Genomic DNA, 15,254 nt, shown 5'->3' with positions numbered 1-15,254 from the left:
GCATGGGGCGTTTGCATCCCGGCCCGGCCCAGCACCCGCCTCACACCGGCGCCAGCACCCGCCATGCCAGGAATTCACCGCCCGCCACCGGCTCCGGCACGATGCCATTGGCCACCAGGCCATCGTCGCTTTCCGCTTCGCACGCGTACACCGCGATCGCGCCGTGGCGCTGGCCGGTGGGCACCACGCACCAGCCTTGCGGCAACGCGCGCTGCGCCCGGCGGTAGCTTGCCTGCCAGTGCGTGCTGGCCTGCGCCTCCAAGATGGCGGGCCCCGGCACCGCCACGGGCTGCTGCATCACCGGGACTTCTGCATCGAGCAGTGTGCCAGGCGCAACGGCGGCCCGCCGCAAGCCATGGCCCTCCAGCCAGTCGGCCACGGCGGCAGGCACCGCATAGGCCCAGGGCCGCTTCACGGTGGCCACGGGGACGAAGTGCGCGAAATGCGGCACCTGCACGCTGATGGGGGCGCCTTGCAGCGCATAGGGTTCCCGCGTGAGAACCTCCACCGTGGTGCCTGGGATGGGCTGCAATGCATAGCGGATGGCGACCTCGGCGGGCGGCTCGGCACACCCGTCCAGCAGCTGCACGATCTCCGTGCCATGGCCGGCGACGTAGTGCAGTGCCTCGCGCAGCACGGCATACGTCACCGCCACGCGCTCCTTGAAGCTGATGTACGAATAGGCCTCCAGCAGCACGTCGAGCCGATTGGTCAGCCCCCGGTAGTTGCAGCCAAAGCGCGGGTGGTGGGTGTAGGTGATCCAGCCCTGGCCCTGCCCGCCCTCGTCGCGCACGAAGTTGCCATACCAGAAGGTGTCCAGGCCCTCGGTGCGCTTCACCGCGGCCTGCACGGCGGGCATCATGCGTTCGCGCATATAGGCCACGGGCTCGCTGCGGCCCGTGTGCTCGGTGTGGGGAATGTCGTAGGTCAGCGCGAAGCGGTGGATGGAGCCGTTGGTGGCGTGGCAGTCCAGCGTGAGGTGGGGGTTCCAGGGCTGGCACACGCGCGTCTGCAGCAGGCGCATCTCGGGAGCCTGATGGCGCATGTAGTCGCGGTTGAGATTCACCCCCGCCGCATTGTTGCGCGTGCCCACGAGCGCCGGGCCGTCCTGCCCGCGCAGGTGGGCAACGTCCAGCGGGCGGTTGTCTGTGCCCAGCCGGTCATTGCCGTCGGGGTTGAACAGCGGCACCACCACCACGGTGCAGTGCGAGAGCACGTCGCCGTGCTCGCCGCGCAGCAGGTCGCGCACCAGCATCAGCGCGGCCTCCTTGCCCTCCACTTCGCCAGCGTGGATGCCGCACAGTATCAGCACCACGGGCAGGCCGCTGGCCTGCGCGGCCTGCGGCGTGAAATGGCCTTGCGCGGACAGCACCAGCAGCGGCAACAGGCGGCCCTCGGGCGATGCGCCGAAGTCCGCGACATGCAATCGGGCATCCCCCAGCGCCGCCAGGCCGCGCACGTACGCCATCACGTCGGCGTGGGTCGATGTCTCGGTGTAGCCGCTGGTTTCAGCGCGGGTGAGCAGGGAGGGGGCGGAAGGCAGGGACATGGGCGAGGCGGTCGGTAGATCGGTCCATCACCTTACCTCACTGCGGCCGTGTCCCGGCGCCGATGCGCTGCGGCCTTACCGCTCCAGCCACCACTGGATCACGACCTTCGCCAGGAACCCGAGGAAGCCCACGCCCAGGCCCAGGAACAGCACGAAGGTGCCAAACCGGCCGGCCTTGGACTCCCACGCGAGCTGCCCGATGATGAACAGCATGTACAGGATGAACGCACCCACGCCGTAGGTGAGGAAGAAGCCCGAGATCTGCGCCTCGGTGAAACCGAAGATCACGGCGCCACCCCGCGGTTCTGCGTGGGCGCTGCCGCCCCCCGCCCGGGCAGGCTGGAGGCATCGACCAGATCCCGGTAGGCATGCCAGCTCGCGTGGCCCAGCATGGGCATGACGGCGATCAGCCCCAGCAGCAGCGAGCCCAGGCCCAGCAGCGTGAAGCCCAGGATCAGCGCCGCCCAGAACGCCATCGGCAACGGGTTGCCGATCACCGCCTGCCAGCTGGTGAGCACGGCCTGCAGCAAGGTGGCGCGCCGGTCCAGCAGCAGGGGCATGGCCACCACGCTGGAGGCGAAGATCGGCGCCGCCATGAGGCTGCCCAGCGCCAGCCAGATCTCGAACAGCCAGCCCTCGCGGGCCAGTACCACATGGCGCAGGAAATCCAGGGGCGTCTGGATGGGCACGGGCGCCAGCAGCGTGATGAGCGCCGCCGACGTCATGACCCAGCCCGTGGCCGCCAGCGCCAGCAGGGCGCCGAACTGCACCATGCACCAGTAGTCGTTGCCCCATTTGTTGACGTGGCTGTCCTGCCAGTTCAGCCAGGTCTTGAGTACCACGCCCAGGTTCGCGGGCTCGCCACGCTCCAGCGCGCGGCTCAGCGCATACAGGCTGGTGGCCAGCACCGGGGCTATCACCAGAAAGCCCGACAGTGCCCCGGCCAGCAGCCAGAACCTGTGGTGGGCCACCGCGAAGATCGCCGCGCCAAAAAGCGCCAGGGCCAGGCCGTGGGCAAAGCTGATCCAGCCCGCGCGGGCCATGTCGCGCCAGGCCAGGACGAGCCAGGTCATGGGCTGCATGAGGCCGATGGTGCGGATGGCGGGCAAGGCGGGAGGGTTTCTCGGCATGGCCTGCAGTGTGGCCGGATCGGTGACCGGGATCAAGCCGGCACACACCGCGGCGCGCTGGGCCCTTGACCTGGGACAAGAAATTGCCCCCGGATAGCGCGGAGCGCGCGGGCTACGCCGTCAGCAGCCGGCACAGCTCCGTGAGATTGCTCACGGTGGCATGCGGCGGGGTGTCGTAGGGCCAGGCGGCCTCGGCGGGATTCAGCCACACCGCCTGCATGCCGGCCTCCATGGCGCCCCGGGCGTCCAGCGTGGCATCGTCGCCCACATGCAGCACCGCGTGCGGCGGCACCTGCAGCGCCTGGGCGGCTGCCTGGAAGATGCGGGCATCGGGCTTGGCCACGCCCAGCACCGATGCGCTCAGGCTGTCCTTGAAGTAGTGGCCGATGCCCACCTTGTGGATGTCGGCGTTGCCGTTGGACACCGCCACCACCGGGTAGCGCGACGACAGGAAGGCCAGCGCATCGTGCGCATCGTCGAACAGCGTCACGCGCTGGCGTTCGCCAAAAAACAGGTCGAACGCGGGCTCGGCCAGCGCGCCGTCATCGCCCGCCTGGGTCAGCGCCAGGCGGATGGATTCGCGGCGCAGCGCGCTCAGGTCGTGCTGCAGGTCGGGCCGCAGGTTCACCATCTGGTTGCGGATGGCGCGCAGCGCCTCGGTGCTCTGGAACAGGCGCGCGGTGGCGGGCGCATGCTCGGCCATCCACTGCAGCAGCACGGCTTCGGCGCGCTCGATGGTGGGCCAGATGGGCCACAGCGTGTCGTCCAGGTCGATGGTGACGGCGCGGATGCGGGGGATGTCCAGGGAGGGGGTCGGCAAGGGGGCGCACCTGCAAAAAACAGCGTGGAGGCGGAAGGCCCGGTGGGATGCCGGGCGGCGGCCGCACAGCATACCGCAGCGCCTGTGCGCACGCCCTTCGGGGTCAGGTGCCCAGCGACGACCCGCGCACGATGAGCGTGCCGGGCAACAGGTTCTCGCGCACCGGGCCCTGCAGGCCGCCGATGCGCTCCAGCAGGCACCGGGCCGCGCGCTGGCCGATGGCATCGGTGGGCTGCGCCACGGTGCTCAGGCCCGGCCGGATCAACGGTGCCCATTCCGGGTCGTCGAAGCCCACGAAGCCCAACTCCAGCCCGAAGGTCCAGCCCAAGCGCGAGACCGAGGCCGCCACGCGCAGCGTGACCACGGAATTGCCTGCGACCACCGCGCAGCGCGCTCCCCGCCCCGCACGCTGGCGAAAGGCCGCCAGCGCCTGGGCCAGCGCGTCCTCGCCCTCCTGCTGCGCATCGATCTCCAGCACATCGCCGCGCACATTCCTGCCCTGGGCCGCCACGCAGGCGCGAAAGGCCGCCGTGCGCTCCAGGCGCGAACTCACACCCTGCAGCGGCTGCGTGACATAGAGCAGGTCCTGCCAGCCTTGCTGCACCAGGTGCGCGCAGGTGTCGCGCATGGCGGCTTCGTTGTCGAGCGCCACGAAATCCGCCGCCAGGCCCGCATGGCGGCGGTCCACCAGCACCGCGGGCTTGCCGTGCAGGGTGGTCACGTCGGCCAGCCCCTCGCCCTGCCCCAGCGTGTTGAGGATGAATCCGTCCACCTGGTAGCTCGCCAGCGCATCGATGGCGGCGCGCTCGCGCTCGCGGTCGTTGCCCAGGTTGAACAGCATCACCAGGTAGCCCGCCTCCTGGCACGCCTTCTCGGCGCCGCGCAGCACGGCCACCGAATACGGGTTGGTGATGTCGGCCACCACCAGCCCGATAAGGCGCGAGCGGCCGTGGCTGAGCGCCTGGGCCATGGGGCTGGGCACGTAAGCCAGCTTGGCGATGGCGGCCTCGACGCGCGCGGCGATGTCGGGGCTGAGCAGGCGCTCGCGGTGGTTGAAGTACCGAGACACCGTGGCCTTGGACACGCCGGCCTCGGCCGCGACATCGGCGATGGTGGGGCGGGCGCGGGGCGTGGTCGATGGTGCGGGTGTCGGTGAGGTCATGCTTGCGCGGCGTTATACACGGCGGCGGGCCGCTCACCGGCCAGCGCCTGCAGCAAGCTGGTGGTGGCCAGCACGGCCATGGCGTGGCGCGTGCCGTGCGTGGCCGAGCCGATGTGCGGCAGCGGCGTCACGCGCGGGTGGGTGCGCAGGGGCGAGTCGAGCGGCAGCGGCTCGGTGGCAAACACATCCAGTCCCGCCGCGCGCAGCGTGCCGTGGTCGAGCGCGTGCAGCAGGTCCTGCTCCACCACCGTGGCGCCGCGCCCGCCGTTGATGAAGATGGCGCCGGGCTTCATGGCTGCAAAGACGTCGGCATTGACCAGGCCCCGCGTGCTGTCCGACAGCGGCAGCATGGCCACCACAAAGTCGGACCGCGCCAGCAGCTCGGCCAGCGGCACATGCGCAGCCTTGCCCACCAGTTCAGGCGCCGTGGCGGCCAGGTCCACCGGTCGGCGCGCGTGGTAGACCACGGGCATGCCAAAGCCCAGCGCCGCACGGCGCGCGATGGCTTGGCCGATGCGGCCAAAGCCCAGCAGCCCCAAAGTCTTGCCATGCACGTCGCTGCCGAACAGGTCTTCGCCGATGTTCTTCGTCCAGCGGCCCTCGCGCACCAGCTGCGCCAGCTCCACCACGCGGCGGCTGGTGGCCATGAGCAGGGCGAACACGGTGTCGGCCACGGTTTCGTCCAGCACGCCGGGCGTGTGGCACAGCACGATGCCGCGTGCCTGCAGTGCGTCGAGCGCGTAGTTGTCCACGCCCACCGACACGCTGGAGACCACCTCCAGCCGGGGAGCCCGCGCCAGCAGCGCGGCATCGACGGGGTAGCTCGACCCGATCAGCCCCTGCGCCTGGCCCAGCGCTGCGTCGAACAGTGCACGCTCTTCGGGCTTGCGCGGGTTGGCCACCGTCACGTCGTGCAGGGCCTGCAGGCGCGCCAGCTGGTCGGGCGGCAGTTCGCGAAAGACCAGTACCTTCTTGCGCTCAGGCTTGCGCTCCACCACCGAAGCAGACACGCTCACAGGCCTGCCTCCTGCAACTGAGCCCGCGTGGGCAGCCCTTCGGTGTCGCCCAGCACCTGCACCGCACGCGCGCCGATCCAGGCGCCGCGGCGCACGGCAGCGGGCACGGGTAAGCCTTCGAGCAGTGCGCTGATGACGCCCACCGCAAAACCATCGCCCGCACCCACCGTGTCCACCACCTGGGCCACGGGCACGCCGGGCACGCGGCCGGTGCCGGCCACGTCGCTGTCGTAGTAGGCGCCCTCGGGCCCGAGCTTCACGACCACCAGCCTGGCGCCCCGCTCGCGGTAGAAGCGCGCCACGCCTTCGGGCGTGGTTTCGCCGGTCAGGAACACGCCCTCTTCCAGGCCCGGCAGCACCCAGTCGGCATAGCCGGCCAGGGTGTTGATCCAGTGGCGCATGGCCTCGGGCGAGGCCCAGAGCGTGGGGCGCAGGTTGGGATCGAACGAGATGGTGCGGCCCGCGGCGCGCGCGACCTCGAGCGTGCGGATGGCTGCCTGCAGGCTGGTGTCCGAGATGGCCGCGAACACGCCCGTGGCGTGCAGGTGGCGCGCGGACCGCAGCCAGGGCTCGTCCACATCGGCCGGGCCCATCTGGCTGGCGGCCGAGCCCTTGCGGTGGTATTCGACCTGCGGGTCGCGCCCGTCGGTCACGCGCTCCTTGAACTGAAAGCCCGTGCGCTGCGTGGCATCGCACACCACGTGCGAGCAGTCGATACCCTCGCCGCGCATGGCGGCCAGCAGCGCGCGGCCCATGGAGTCGGTGCCCAGGCGGCTGGCCCAGCCCACCTTCAGCCCCAGGCGCGCCAGGCCAATGGCCACATTGGTCTCGGCCCCCGCGGTGCGCTTGTGAAAGCCCGTGGCGTTCTCCAGCGGGCCGGGCTCGTTGGCCACCAGCAGCAGCATGGCTTCGCCGAACAGGGCCACGTCGAATGCGGTGTCGATGGTGTCAGCGGTAGCGTCGCTCATGCAGCACCTCGCACCGCACGGATGAAGTCCACCTGCCCGCGCGTGACGGCCACCAGGTCGTCGCCCACCAGCGGGTACTCGATGGCATGCGGCGCATCGGCCGGCAGCGCGCGCAGCACGGCGCGCCAGGGCGCCACCGACTCCGCCAGCGGCACCGCGATCCACTTGGCCGGCAGGCGCTGCACGCCCTTGCAGTGCACGTAGCGCACATGGGGCGCGAGGGCCTGAGCGGCCTGCAGCGGGCACTCGCCCTGCCAGTGCCAGTTGCCCATGTCGAAGGTCATGCCCAGGTCGAGCCCGGCCTGCGCCTGCGCGGCAAAGAACGCCTGCAGGGCGGCCAGCGTGCCTGCGGTGGCGGTCTGGTCGTTCTCGATCACCAGTTCCACCTGCGGGGTGGCGGCCAGCAGCGCCTTGAGGCGCTGCAGCGACGCCTCGGACCGCACGCCAAAGCCGCCGATGGACATCTTCAGGCGCGGCGCGTGGAGCACCTGCGATGCATGAATGCCGCGCTGCAGGGCGGCTTCGTCCAACTGGCCCTGCACGGTCCACAGGCCCTCGGGACTGGAATACACCGCGGCCAAGCCCGCCAGCGCGGGCAGCTCGGTGGCCGCGTCGCGCAGCAGCTCGCCGCGCACTTCCACGCCGTCGGCGCCCGCCTGGCGGGCCAGGTCGGTGCACCACAGCTGGCCGTGGCGTCCCGTTTCGGCCGCGCCGAAGGAGGACAGGGAGATCAATACCTTCATGGATGTTCTTTCAAGCCCGTCAGCCGGGCTTTCGTCAACGTGCGGCCACCACGGCCTCAGTGCGCGTGGTGGGAGCTCAGGATCTGGCCGAGGAACTGGCGCGTCTTCTCATGCTCCGGCTGGCCGAAGAACTGCGCGGGCGGCGCCTGCTCCAGGATCTTGCCGTCGGCCATGAAGATCACGCGGTCGGCCACGCTGCGCGCAAAGCCCATCTCGTGCGTCACGCACAGCATGGTCATGCCGTCCTCGGCCAGGCCGATCATGGTGTCCAGCACTTCCTTGACCATCTCCGGGTCCAGCGCCGACGTGGGTTCGTCGAACAGCATCACCTTGGGGGCCATGCACAGCGCACGCGCAATGGCCACGCGCTGCTGCTGCCCGCCCGACAACTGGCTGGGGTGCTTGTGCGCCTGCTCGGGGATGCGCACCCGCGTGAGGTATTTCATGGCGACCTCTTCCGCTTCCGCCTTGCCCATGCCGCGCGAGCGCATGGGCGCCAGCGTGCAGTTCTCGAGGATGGTGAGGTGCGGGAACAGGTTGAACTGCTGGAACACCATGCCCACCTCGGCACGCACGGCGTCCACGTTCTTGCCGCCAGCGGTCAGCTCGATGCCGTCGACCACGATGCGGCCCTTTTGCACCGTCTCCAGCCGGTTGATGCAGCGGATCAGCGTGGACTTGCCCGAGCCCGACGGCCCGCAGATCACGATGCGCTCGCCGGCCCGCACCGACAGGTCGATGTCGGTCAGCACCTGAAAGCTGTCGTACCACTTGTTGACCCCCTCCATCGTGATGATGGGGGGTGCACCGGCGGTGGTCTTCGTCGTCGTGACTGCGTCCGTCATTGTCAAAGGCTCCTGGGGTGGCTGGGGCTCACGCTCATCCGATATGGGTTATTGCAGCTTGGGCAGGTCCGCGCCCAGCCACTTCTGATACAGCTTGTTCAACTCGCCGTTGGCCGTGTTGCGCGCCACGAAGTCGTTCACCGCCTTGGTCAACTCGTCCTGGCCGGGGCGCAGGGCAATGCCCATGGCCTGCTGCAGCAGGTTGAATTTGTTCTCGAAGGTGTTGGCGGGCACGCGCTTGGCGATCTGCGCGGCCACGGTGACCGAGCAGCCGATGGCATCGACCTGGCCGGAGATCAGTGCCTGCATGGCCGATGCGTCGTCGTCGAAGCGGCGGATTTCGGTGCCCTCGGGCGCGGCCTTGGTCACGGCCACGTCCTGCGTGCTGGCACGGGCCACGCCCACGCGCACGCCCTTCAGGTCCGCCGCGCTCTTGATGGCGCTGCCCGTCTTGCCGTACAGCACGATGGTGGCGGCCGCATAGGGTTGCGAGAACTGCACCTGCTTGGCGCGCTCGGGCGTGATGGCGAGCGACGCCACCAGCACGTCGACCTTGTTGGTCAGCAAAAACGGAATGCGGTTGGGGCCGGTGACGGGCACGATGTTGGCTTTGACGCCCAGCTCCTTGGCCAGCAGCTTGGCCACGTCGGCGTCGTAGCCGTCGGGCTGGTTCTGCGCGTTGGTGGTGCCGTAGGGCGGAAAGTCCACCAGCATGCCGATGGTGAGCTCGCCCTTCTTCTTGATGTCGGCCACCGACTGTGCCGAGGCCAGCGGCGCAAACGCCGTGAGCGCGGCGCCCAGGCCCAGTGCGGCCAAGGCGGTGGTGACGGTGCGGCGGTGCAGGGAAAAGGTCATGGCATGTCTCCTGGTAGTGGTTATGAACGAGAGAAAAATGAATAAATGAACAAACAAAGGCGCTGGCCGCGCTGGCGTCAGCGCGCCAGCGCCCGGGCCCGCTTGCGCTCCATGCGCGCGGCCAGCAGCGACAGCGGCCAGCAGATCACGAAGTACAGCGCCGCCACGGTGGTGAACACATGCAGCGGCTGGAAGGTGGCGTTGTTGATGATCTGCCCGGCCCGCGTGATCTCGGTGAAACCGATGATGGCGGCCAGCGATGTGCCCTTGATGATCTGCACCGTGTAGCCCACGGTGGGCGGCAGCGCGATCTTGAAGGCCTGCGGCAGCACCACGAAGCGCATGCGGTTGATGTAGCTCAGGTTCAGGGCCTGCGCGGCCTCCCACTGGCCGCGCGGCACCGCCTCGATGCAGCCGCGCCATATCTCGGCCAGGAACGCCGCGCTGTTGAGCACCAGCGCCACGCCCGCCGCCACCCAGGGGTTGATGTCCAGCCCCAGCACCGGCGCGCCGAAGAAGATCAAAAACAGCTGCAGCAGCAGCGGCGTGCCCTGAAACACCTGGATGAACACGCGCGACGCATTGCGCGCCACGGCGCTCTCGGACGTGCGCGACAGCGCCACCACCAGGCCCAGCAGGGCGCCGCCGACGAAGGCAATGGCCGACAGCGCCAGCGTCCACTGCGCGGCCTGCAGGATGAAAAGGAATTCGGAGATTCCGAAGGTACGCATGGTCCGGGTCTCCTTAGCGGCGGTCGGGGTAGTTGAGCGCGCGCTGGTAGATCAGCTTGAACAGCGCCGAGAACGACAGCGCCAGCACCAGGTAGATCAGCGCCACCACGATGTAGATCTCGAAACTGCGGAAGGTCTGCGACTGCAGGTTCGCCGCCACCGAGGTCAGGTCGTCCGCCGAGATCACCGACACCACGGCCGAGCTGAGCATCAGCAGGATGAACTGGCTGGTGAGCGCGGGGTAGATGGCCTTGAGCGCGGGTTTGAGGATGACGAAGCGAAAGATCTCCCAGGGCTTCAGGTTGAGCGCCTTGCCGGCCTCGATCTGCCCCTTGGGGATGGACTCGATGCCCGCCCGCACGATCTCTGCCGCGTAGGCCCCCAGGTTGACCACCATCGCCGTCAGCGCCGCGGTGTAGGGCGACCAGCGCAGGCCGATGGACGGCAGCGCGAAGAAGAAGAAAAACAGCTGCACGATGAACGGCGTGTTGCGGATGACCTCGATGTACGCGTTGATCAAGAACCGCAGCCACGCCGGCCCGCTCGTCTTGCCCCAGGCGCAGAACACGGCCACCACCAGCCCCAGCACCGTGGCCGTGAGCGACAGCTGCACGGTGATCCACGTGCCTTTGAGCAGCAGCGGCCATGCGGCGAAAACGGCGTCGAACTGGAACTGGTAATTCACGGCGTGGGTGGTTCGGAGTGGATGCGCAGAGTTTATGAAACCGGTTTCATAACCACATCGGGGATTACCCGAGCGCCTCCAAAAACAGGCGCCGGGCCCACATCCAACCCCCAGCCCCCACCAGGCACCACGCGTGGGCGAAAATGCCGCATGCCCTCCTTCCGCCCCGAACCCCCTTACACCCACGGCCAGGCCGAGCGAACCGCAGTGCTGCTGTGCAACCTGGGCACGCCCGACGCCGCCACCGCGCCCGCCGTGCGGCGTTACCTGGCGCAGTTCCTGGGCGACCACCGCGTGGTGGAGATCCCCAAGCTGGCGTGGCTGCCCATCCTGCACGGCATCATCCTGCGCACCCGCCCCGCCAAGTCGGCCGCCAAGTACGCCAGCATCTGGACGGCCGAGGGCTCGCCCCTGGCGGTGTGGACGGCCAAGCAGGCCACGCTGCTGCGTGGCTGGCTGGGCGAGGCCGGGCACGCGGTGCTGGTGCGCCACGCCATGCGCTACGGCAACCCCTCCATCGACAGCCAGCTCGACGCCTTGAAGGCCGAAGGCGCCACGCGCATCCTGATCCTGCCGCTGTACCCGCAGTACTCCGGCACCACCACGGCCAGCCTGTTCGACGCGGTGTACGCCTGGGCCGCACGCACCCGCCATGTGCCCGAACTGCGCTTCGTGAACCGCTACCACGACGCCCCCGGCTACATCGACGCGCTGGCCCGCACCATCGAAACCCACTGGAAGCACCACGGACAGCCCGACCAGCTGGTGATGAGCTTTCATGGCGTGCCCGAGCGCACCCTGCACCTGGGCGACCCCTACCACTGCGAGGCCCGCAAGACCGGCCGCCTGCTGGCCGAGCGCCTGGGCCTGCGCGCGGAGCGCTACCGCATCACCTTCCAGTCACGTTTTGGCAAGGCCAAGTGGCTGGAGCCCTACACCCAGCCCACCATCGAGGCACTGGGCAAGGCCGGCACGCGGCGCGTGGACGTGGTGTGCCCCGGCTTCACCAGCGACTGCCTGGAGACGCTGGAAGAAATCAACATGGAAGTGCGCGAGGCCTTCTTGCACGCGGGCGGCAAGGAGTTCCACTACATCCCGTGCCTGAACGACAACAACCACTGGATCACGGCCCTCAGCCGGGTGGCGCAGCAGCACCTGGCGGGCTGGCCCACCGACGCGCCCACCGCCGCGGCACTGGCCGATGCGCGCAGCCACGCGCAGGCAGGGGGCGCACCTGCCGGGCCCTGCCCTGTGTCCCATTGACTGGTCACTATAATTTTTATAGCTACTAGCGCTTATCCATCAGGCGCTAGCGGCCATTTTCATTCAAATTCTGGAGACAGCAGCCCCTGACAACCGCGCAGCTTGCGCACCCCAACACGCTGGCCTGCCCTCTCCCACCCACCCTGTACCGATGCCCGCCTTCGCCCTCGCCCCCCACCAGCTACGGCTGACGATCGACCCCGCCACGCTGGGCTTTGCCAGCACGGCCGAACTGCAGGACCTGCCCCTGCCCTGGATCGGCCAGGAGCGCGCGCAGGCCGCCGCGCAGTTCGGCCTGGGGCTGCACCAGCCCGACTACCACCTGTTCGTGCTGGGCGAAGTGGGCAGCGGGCGCGCGTCGCTGCTGCGCCAGGCCATGCAGGCTGCGGCGGCAGAACGCGCCGTGCCGCCCGACCTGTGCTACCTGCACAACTTCGACACGCCCGACCGCCCCCTCGCCCTGCGCCTGCCGGCGGGCCAGGGCCGGCAGTTGCGCCAAGGCATGGCCGACATGGCCAAGAACCTGCAGGCCGATATCCCCAAACACCTCGCAGCCGCCGCCTTCAAGGCCGACGCCGAACGCATCGAGAAAACCTGGCAAGCGCAAGAGAGCGAGGCCTTTGCCGTGCTGGACGCGTTTGCCGAGGCGCGCCAGTTCCGCATTTCGCGCGAAGGCGGGCAGATGGTGTTCACCCTCACCGGCCCCAAAGGCCAGCCGCTGACAGAAGCCGAAGCCCGCGCCCTGCCCCGCGAGCGCCGCGCAGAGATTGACGCCGCCGAGCACGAACTGCGCACCGAGATCGCCCGCTTTCTCGAAGCCGTCCGCCCGCTGGAGCGCACCCGCGACGACGCCCTGGCCGCCCTGCGCCGCCAGACCATCAAGCCCCTGGTGGAACACGCCCTGCACGACATCCGCCTGGGCCTGCGCAAGCAGATCAAAGACACCGTCAAGCTCACGCACTGGCTCGACCAGGTAGAGCATGCGGTGCTGGACGACATCGACCTGTTCGAGCCCGGCAGCGGCGGCGAGCAGGGCGGCGAGCAGAACAACATCGACACCGAAGACGACCGCAAAGATGCGCTCGACGACCTGCTGGCCCGCTGCCAGGTGAACCTGGTGGTAGACAACCACGGCCGCACCGCCGCGCCCGTGGTGGTGGAAGACAACCCCACCGTGCGCACGCTGTTTGGCAGCATTGAGCACGGATCGGACGCCGACACCGTGCAGGCCGACCACACCAGCATCCACGCGGGCAGCCTGCTCAAGGCGCACGGCGGCTTCATCCTGCTGCACCTGCACGACCTGGCTGCCGAAGAAGGCCTGTGGCAGCGCCTGCGCCGCTTCTTGCGCTGCGGCCGCCTGCAGATCGAGGAAGGTGGCGGCGGCCCGGGCCATGGCCCCGGCGGCGCCGTGGCGCTGCAGCCCGAGCCGGTGGATGTGGATGTGAAGATCGTGCTGATCGGATCGGTGGACGAGTACTACGCACTGCAGGATGCCGACCCCGACGCCGCGCGCCGCTTTCGCGTGAAGGTGGATTTTTCAGACCACTTTGCCGCCACCCCCGCCACCCACCACGCCACCGCCATCCTGGTGGCGCAAGTCTGCAAGAAGCGCGGCCTGCCCCACTTCGGCCCCGACGCCGTGGCCCTGGTGCTGGAGCAGACCCACCGCGAGGCCGACGACCAGCGCCGCCAGAGCGCGCGTTTTGCCCACACCGAGGCGCTGGCCATCGAAAGCGCCGCCCTGTGCAAGGCGCGCGGCGGCACGCTGGTACAGACGGCCGATGTGCAGGCCGCCCTGGCCGCCCGCACCCAGCGCCACAACCAGCCCGAAGAAGAGCTGCACGACTCCATCACCGAGGGCGAGCGCCTGATCTCGCTGGCAGGCTCCATCACCGGCCAGATCAACGCCATGACGCAGATCGACCTGGGCGACTACCGTTTCGGCTTCCCCGTGCGCATCACCGCCCGCACCTTTGCCGGGCAAGAGGGCCTGCTCAACATCGAGCGCGAGGTCGATATGTCCGGCCCCATCCACGACAAAGGCGTGCTCATCCTGCACAGCTACCTCACCGCGCTGTTCAGCCACGTGGCGCCGCTGGCGCTCAATGCCTCTATCGTGTTCGAGCAGGAATACAGCGGCGTGGAAGGCGACTCCGCCTCGTGCGCCGAGCTGTACGCGCTGCTGTCCAGCCTGTCAGGCCTGCCCCTGCGCCAGGGCATTGCTGTGACCGGCGCGCTCAACCAGCACGGCGAGGTGCTGCCCGTGGGCGGCATCAACGAGAAGATCGAAGGCTGGTTCCGCGCCTGCGCCATGGCGGGGCTCGACGGCACGCAGGGCGTACTCATCCCCGCGCGCAACCAGCGCCACCTGATGCTGGACCGCAGCGTGCTGGACGCGGTAGAGCGCGGGCTGTTCCATGTCTACACCATGGGGCATGTGAGCGAGGGGATTGCGCTGCTGACGGGGGAGGCATCGGGCATGAGCCCGGCGGAGTTGCTGCAGGCCCAGGCCGACGAGCTGGCCCACCGTGCTGCGGCCGTGGAAGACACGGTGATGCAGCGCGCGGAGCTGACCTTGCGCGCGTACCGACGCGCTTGTCAGATCGCGGGGGCTGCGCGGAGGGGGCGAGGGGTTCGGGGGCGATAGTTAGGTCCGTACCCCATAGACGGATATTGCAAAAGAGCTAAGTGAGTGACCGTACACAAGGACTTGTGGTCTCGTTGAGACGGCGGCGGACGATGAGAGTCAATCTGGAGGAATCAGCTTGCTCGAAAGCATCGTGCTTAGGAACGGCGAGGAAGCTGGAGACATCACGCTGGACGCCATTGCCGAGGCGCTTCTCCTTTATCAAAACAGTCGCATCGTTGTTGGACACGGATTTGCGGGCCGCCGGTCCGGCAGATGCCGCAAATTTCTATCAACGGCCAGCGCGCAGGTGGACTGGCCGGGCTGCAGGCAGCATTGGCGCAAATCGCCCCGCAGACTCCGACTTAACGGCCAGAACTACCGGTACTGCGCGGCGGTGATGAACTCGCTGAAAGTCTCACACCACACGATCACGGTGTTGAATTTCGTAAGGTCCACGCCCTGCGGCACCGGGACGATGAAGTTGTTGAACGTCTTCACATCCCCCACGCGCAGCATCTGGGGCTTGAGGCGCTTGAATTCGGCCTCGGTCTCGACAAACTCGGGCGACAGGTAGAGCTTGTAGTCCGGCCCCGGGGCCAGCTTGCCCAGCAGGCTGACGGCCTGCGGGCCGAGGGACACGGCGCCCTCGCCCCAGTGCAAGGCATCGCTGTCTTTCAGGTCACGGCGGAAGGTGGCCGTCCATGGGGCGGTGGGCAGGCTGGATTGGATCTCCTGCTGCGTGGGCGCATCCGGCGCTATCAAGATCGGCAGCACATACACACCCAGCGCAAACCCCAAAGCCAGGGCAAGCAGGTGCGAGGCGATGAGCAGCAGGGGTTTCATGGCGAGGGGTTG

Annotated in this window: 15 protein-coding genes; 2 read left to right on the top strand and 13 right to left on the bottom strand. The window is 68.8% G+C overall.

Annotation, left to right across the window (positions count from 1 at the left end; all coding sequences use genetic code 11):
• Positions 1 to 40: 40 nt before the first annotated feature.
• The 12 genes from AC07OC_RS06520 to AC07OC_RS06465 all read right to left on the bottom strand — a co-directional run bounded on the left by AC07OC_RS06520 (position 41) and on the right by AC07OC_RS06465 (position 10,504).
• Positions 41 to 1,549 (bottom strand): M14 family metallopeptidase, encoded by a 1,509-nt coding sequence (locus AC07OC_RS06520; protein ID WP_218294091.1) that lies wholly within the window; start codon positions 1,547 to 1,549, stop codon positions 41 to 43.
• Positions 1,550 to 1,624: 75 nt separating this feature from the next.
• Positions 1,625 to 1,837 carry a DUF2788 domain-containing protein gene (locus tag AC07OC_RS06515; RefSeq protein ID WP_044402495.1) on the bottom strand — a complete coding sequence of 71 codons (213 nt, stop codon included), beginning with the start codon at positions 1,835 to 1,837 and terminating at the stop codon, positions 1,625 to 1,627.
• A complete protein-coding gene (locus AC07OC_RS06510; protein ID WP_218340767.1) occupies positions 1,834 to 2,679 on the bottom strand; it encodes a DUF2189 domain-containing protein in 846 nt (281 codons plus the stop codon). Before AC07OC_RS06510 ends, AC07OC_RS06515 begins: the two co-directional genes overlap by 4 nt.
• A 112-nt stretch (positions 2,680 to 2,791) precedes the next feature.
• Complete coding sequence (locus tag AC07OC_RS06505) at positions 2,792 to 3,499, bottom strand: HAD family hydrolase (RefSeq protein WP_255591363.1); 708 nt, start codon at positions 3,497 to 3,499, stop codon at positions 2,792 to 2,794.
• 103 nt (positions 3,500 to 3,602) lie between these two features.
• Positions 3,603 to 4,661, bottom strand: a complete 1,059-nt coding sequence (locus AC07OC_RS06500; protein WP_218340765.1) for a LacI family DNA-binding transcriptional regulator — start codon at positions 4,659 to 4,661, stop codon at positions 3,603 to 3,605.
• The gene (locus AC07OC_RS06495) at positions 4,658 to 5,677 is read right to left on the bottom strand and encodes a 2-hydroxyacid dehydrogenase (RefSeq protein ID WP_370627824.1); all 1,020 of its coding nucleotides are present in this window, start codon (positions 5,675 to 5,677) and stop codon (positions 4,658 to 4,660) included. The genes AC07OC_RS06500 and AC07OC_RS06495 overlap by 4 nt, the downstream gene beginning before the upstream one ends.
• Positions 5,674 to 6,645 (bottom strand): sugar kinase, encoded by a 972-nt coding sequence (locus tag AC07OC_RS06490; RefSeq protein WP_218340764.1) that lies wholly within the window; start codon positions 6,643 to 6,645, stop codon positions 5,674 to 5,676. The genes AC07OC_RS06495 and AC07OC_RS06490 overlap by 4 nt, the downstream gene beginning before the upstream one ends.
• Positions 6,642 to 7,388 carry a sugar phosphate isomerase/epimerase family protein gene (locus tag AC07OC_RS06485; RefSeq protein ID WP_218340763.1) on the bottom strand — a complete coding sequence of 249 codons (747 nt, stop codon included), beginning with the start codon at positions 7,386 to 7,388 and terminating at the stop codon, positions 6,642 to 6,644. Before AC07OC_RS06485 ends, AC07OC_RS06490 begins: the two co-directional genes overlap by 4 nt.
• Positions 7,389 to 7,444: 56 nt before the next feature.
• On the bottom strand, positions 7,445 to 8,233 hold the full coding sequence (locus tag AC07OC_RS06480) for an amino acid ABC transporter ATP-binding protein (protein WP_255591361.1): 789 nt from the start codon (positions 8,231 to 8,233) through the stop codon (positions 7,445 to 7,447).
• A gap of 48 nt (positions 8,234 to 8,281) precedes the next feature.
• Positions 8,282 to 9,088 carry a transporter substrate-binding domain-containing protein gene (locus tag AC07OC_RS06475; RefSeq protein ID WP_218294085.1) on the bottom strand — a complete coding sequence of 269 codons (807 nt, stop codon included), beginning with the start codon at positions 9,086 to 9,088 and terminating at the stop codon, positions 8,282 to 8,284.
• A 77-nt stretch (positions 9,089 to 9,165) separates the two neighbouring features.
• Positions 9,166 to 9,819, bottom strand: coding sequence for an amino acid ABC transporter permease (locus AC07OC_RS06470; RefSeq protein ID WP_218340762.1), 654 nt, complete (start codon positions 9,817 to 9,819; stop codon positions 9,166 to 9,168).
• A 13-nt stretch (positions 9,820 to 9,832) separates the two neighbouring features.
• On the bottom strand, positions 9,833 to 10,504 hold the full coding sequence (locus AC07OC_RS06465; protein WP_218340761.1) for an amino acid ABC transporter permease: 672 nt from the start codon (positions 10,502 to 10,504) through the stop codon (positions 9,833 to 9,835).
• A gap of 150 nt (positions 10,505 to 10,654) precedes the next feature.
• Here AC07OC_RS06465 and hemH point away from each other — a divergent pair, with 150 nt between their 5' ends.
• Positions 10,655 to 11,767 carry a ferrochelatase gene (hemH, locus tag AC07OC_RS06460; RefSeq protein WP_494600607.1) on the top strand — a complete coding sequence of 371 codons (1,113 nt, stop codon included), beginning with the start codon at positions 10,655 to 10,657 and terminating at the stop codon, positions 11,765 to 11,767.
• A gap of 151 nt (positions 11,768 to 11,918) precedes the next feature.
• The gene (locus AC07OC_RS06455; RefSeq protein ID WP_218340759.1) at positions 11,919 to 14,417 is read left to right on the top strand and encodes a Lon protease family protein; all 2,499 of its coding nucleotides are present in this window, start codon (positions 11,919 to 11,921) and stop codon (positions 14,415 to 14,417) included.
• Positions 14,418 to 14,774: 357 nt separating this feature from the next.
• Here AC07OC_RS06455 and AC07OC_RS06450 read toward each other — a convergent pair whose 3' ends face one another.
• Complete coding sequence (locus AC07OC_RS06450) at positions 14,775 to 15,242, bottom strand: DM13 domain-containing protein (protein ID WP_218340758.1); 468 nt, start codon at positions 15,240 to 15,242, stop codon at positions 14,775 to 14,777.
• Positions 15,243 to 15,254: the final 12 nt, after the last annotated feature.

Source organism: Acidovorax sp. GW821-FHT10E04, from assembly GCF_059415185.1.
The sequence above is the reverse complement of the archived record's forward strand: the minus strand, read 5'-3'. Positions and strand labels throughout refer to the sequence as shown.

Coding starts and splice junctions, on each gene's coding strand:
- AC07OC_RS06520 (WP_218294091.1), bottom strand. CDS start 1,549: ATGTCCCTGCCTTCCGCCCCCTCCCTGCTCACCCGCGCTGAAACCAGC.
- AC07OC_RS06510 (WP_218340767.1), bottom strand. CDS start 2,679: ATGCCGAGAAACCCTCCCGCCTTGCCCGCCATCCGCACCATCGGCCTC.
- AC07OC_RS06500 (WP_218340765.1), bottom strand. CDS start 4,661: ATGACCTCACCGACACCCGCACCATCGACCACGCCCCGCGCCCGCCCC.
- AC07OC_RS06490 (WP_218340764.1), bottom strand. CDS start 6,645: ATGAGCGACGCTACCGCTGACACCATCGACACCGCATTCGACGTGGCC.
- AC07OC_RS06485 (WP_218340763.1), bottom strand. CDS start 7,388: ATGAAGGTATTGATCTCCCTGTCCTCCTTCGGCGCGGCCGAAACGGGA.
- AC07OC_RS06480 (WP_255591361.1), bottom strand. CDS start 8,233: ATGACGGACGCAGTCACGACGACGAAGACCACCGCCGGTGCACCCCCC.
- AC07OC_RS06475 (WP_218294085.1), bottom strand. CDS start 9,088: ATGACCTTTTCCCTGCACCGCCGCACCGTCACCACCGCCTTGGCCGCA.
- AC07OC_RS06470 (WP_218340762.1), bottom strand. CDS start 9,819: ATGCGTACCTTCGGAATCTCCGAATTCCTTTTCATCCTGCAGGCCGCG.
- hemH (WP_494600607.1), top strand. CDS start 10,655: ATGCCCTCCTTCCGCCCCGAACCCCCTTACACCCACGGCCAGGCCGAG.
- AC07OC_RS06455 (WP_218340759.1), top strand. CDS start 11,919: ATGCCCGCCTTCGCCCTCGCCCCCCACCAGCTACGGCTGACGATCGAC.
- AC07OC_RS06450 (WP_218340758.1), bottom strand. CDS start 15,242: ATGAAACCCCTGCTGCTCATCGCCTCGCACCTGCTTGCCCTGGCTTTG.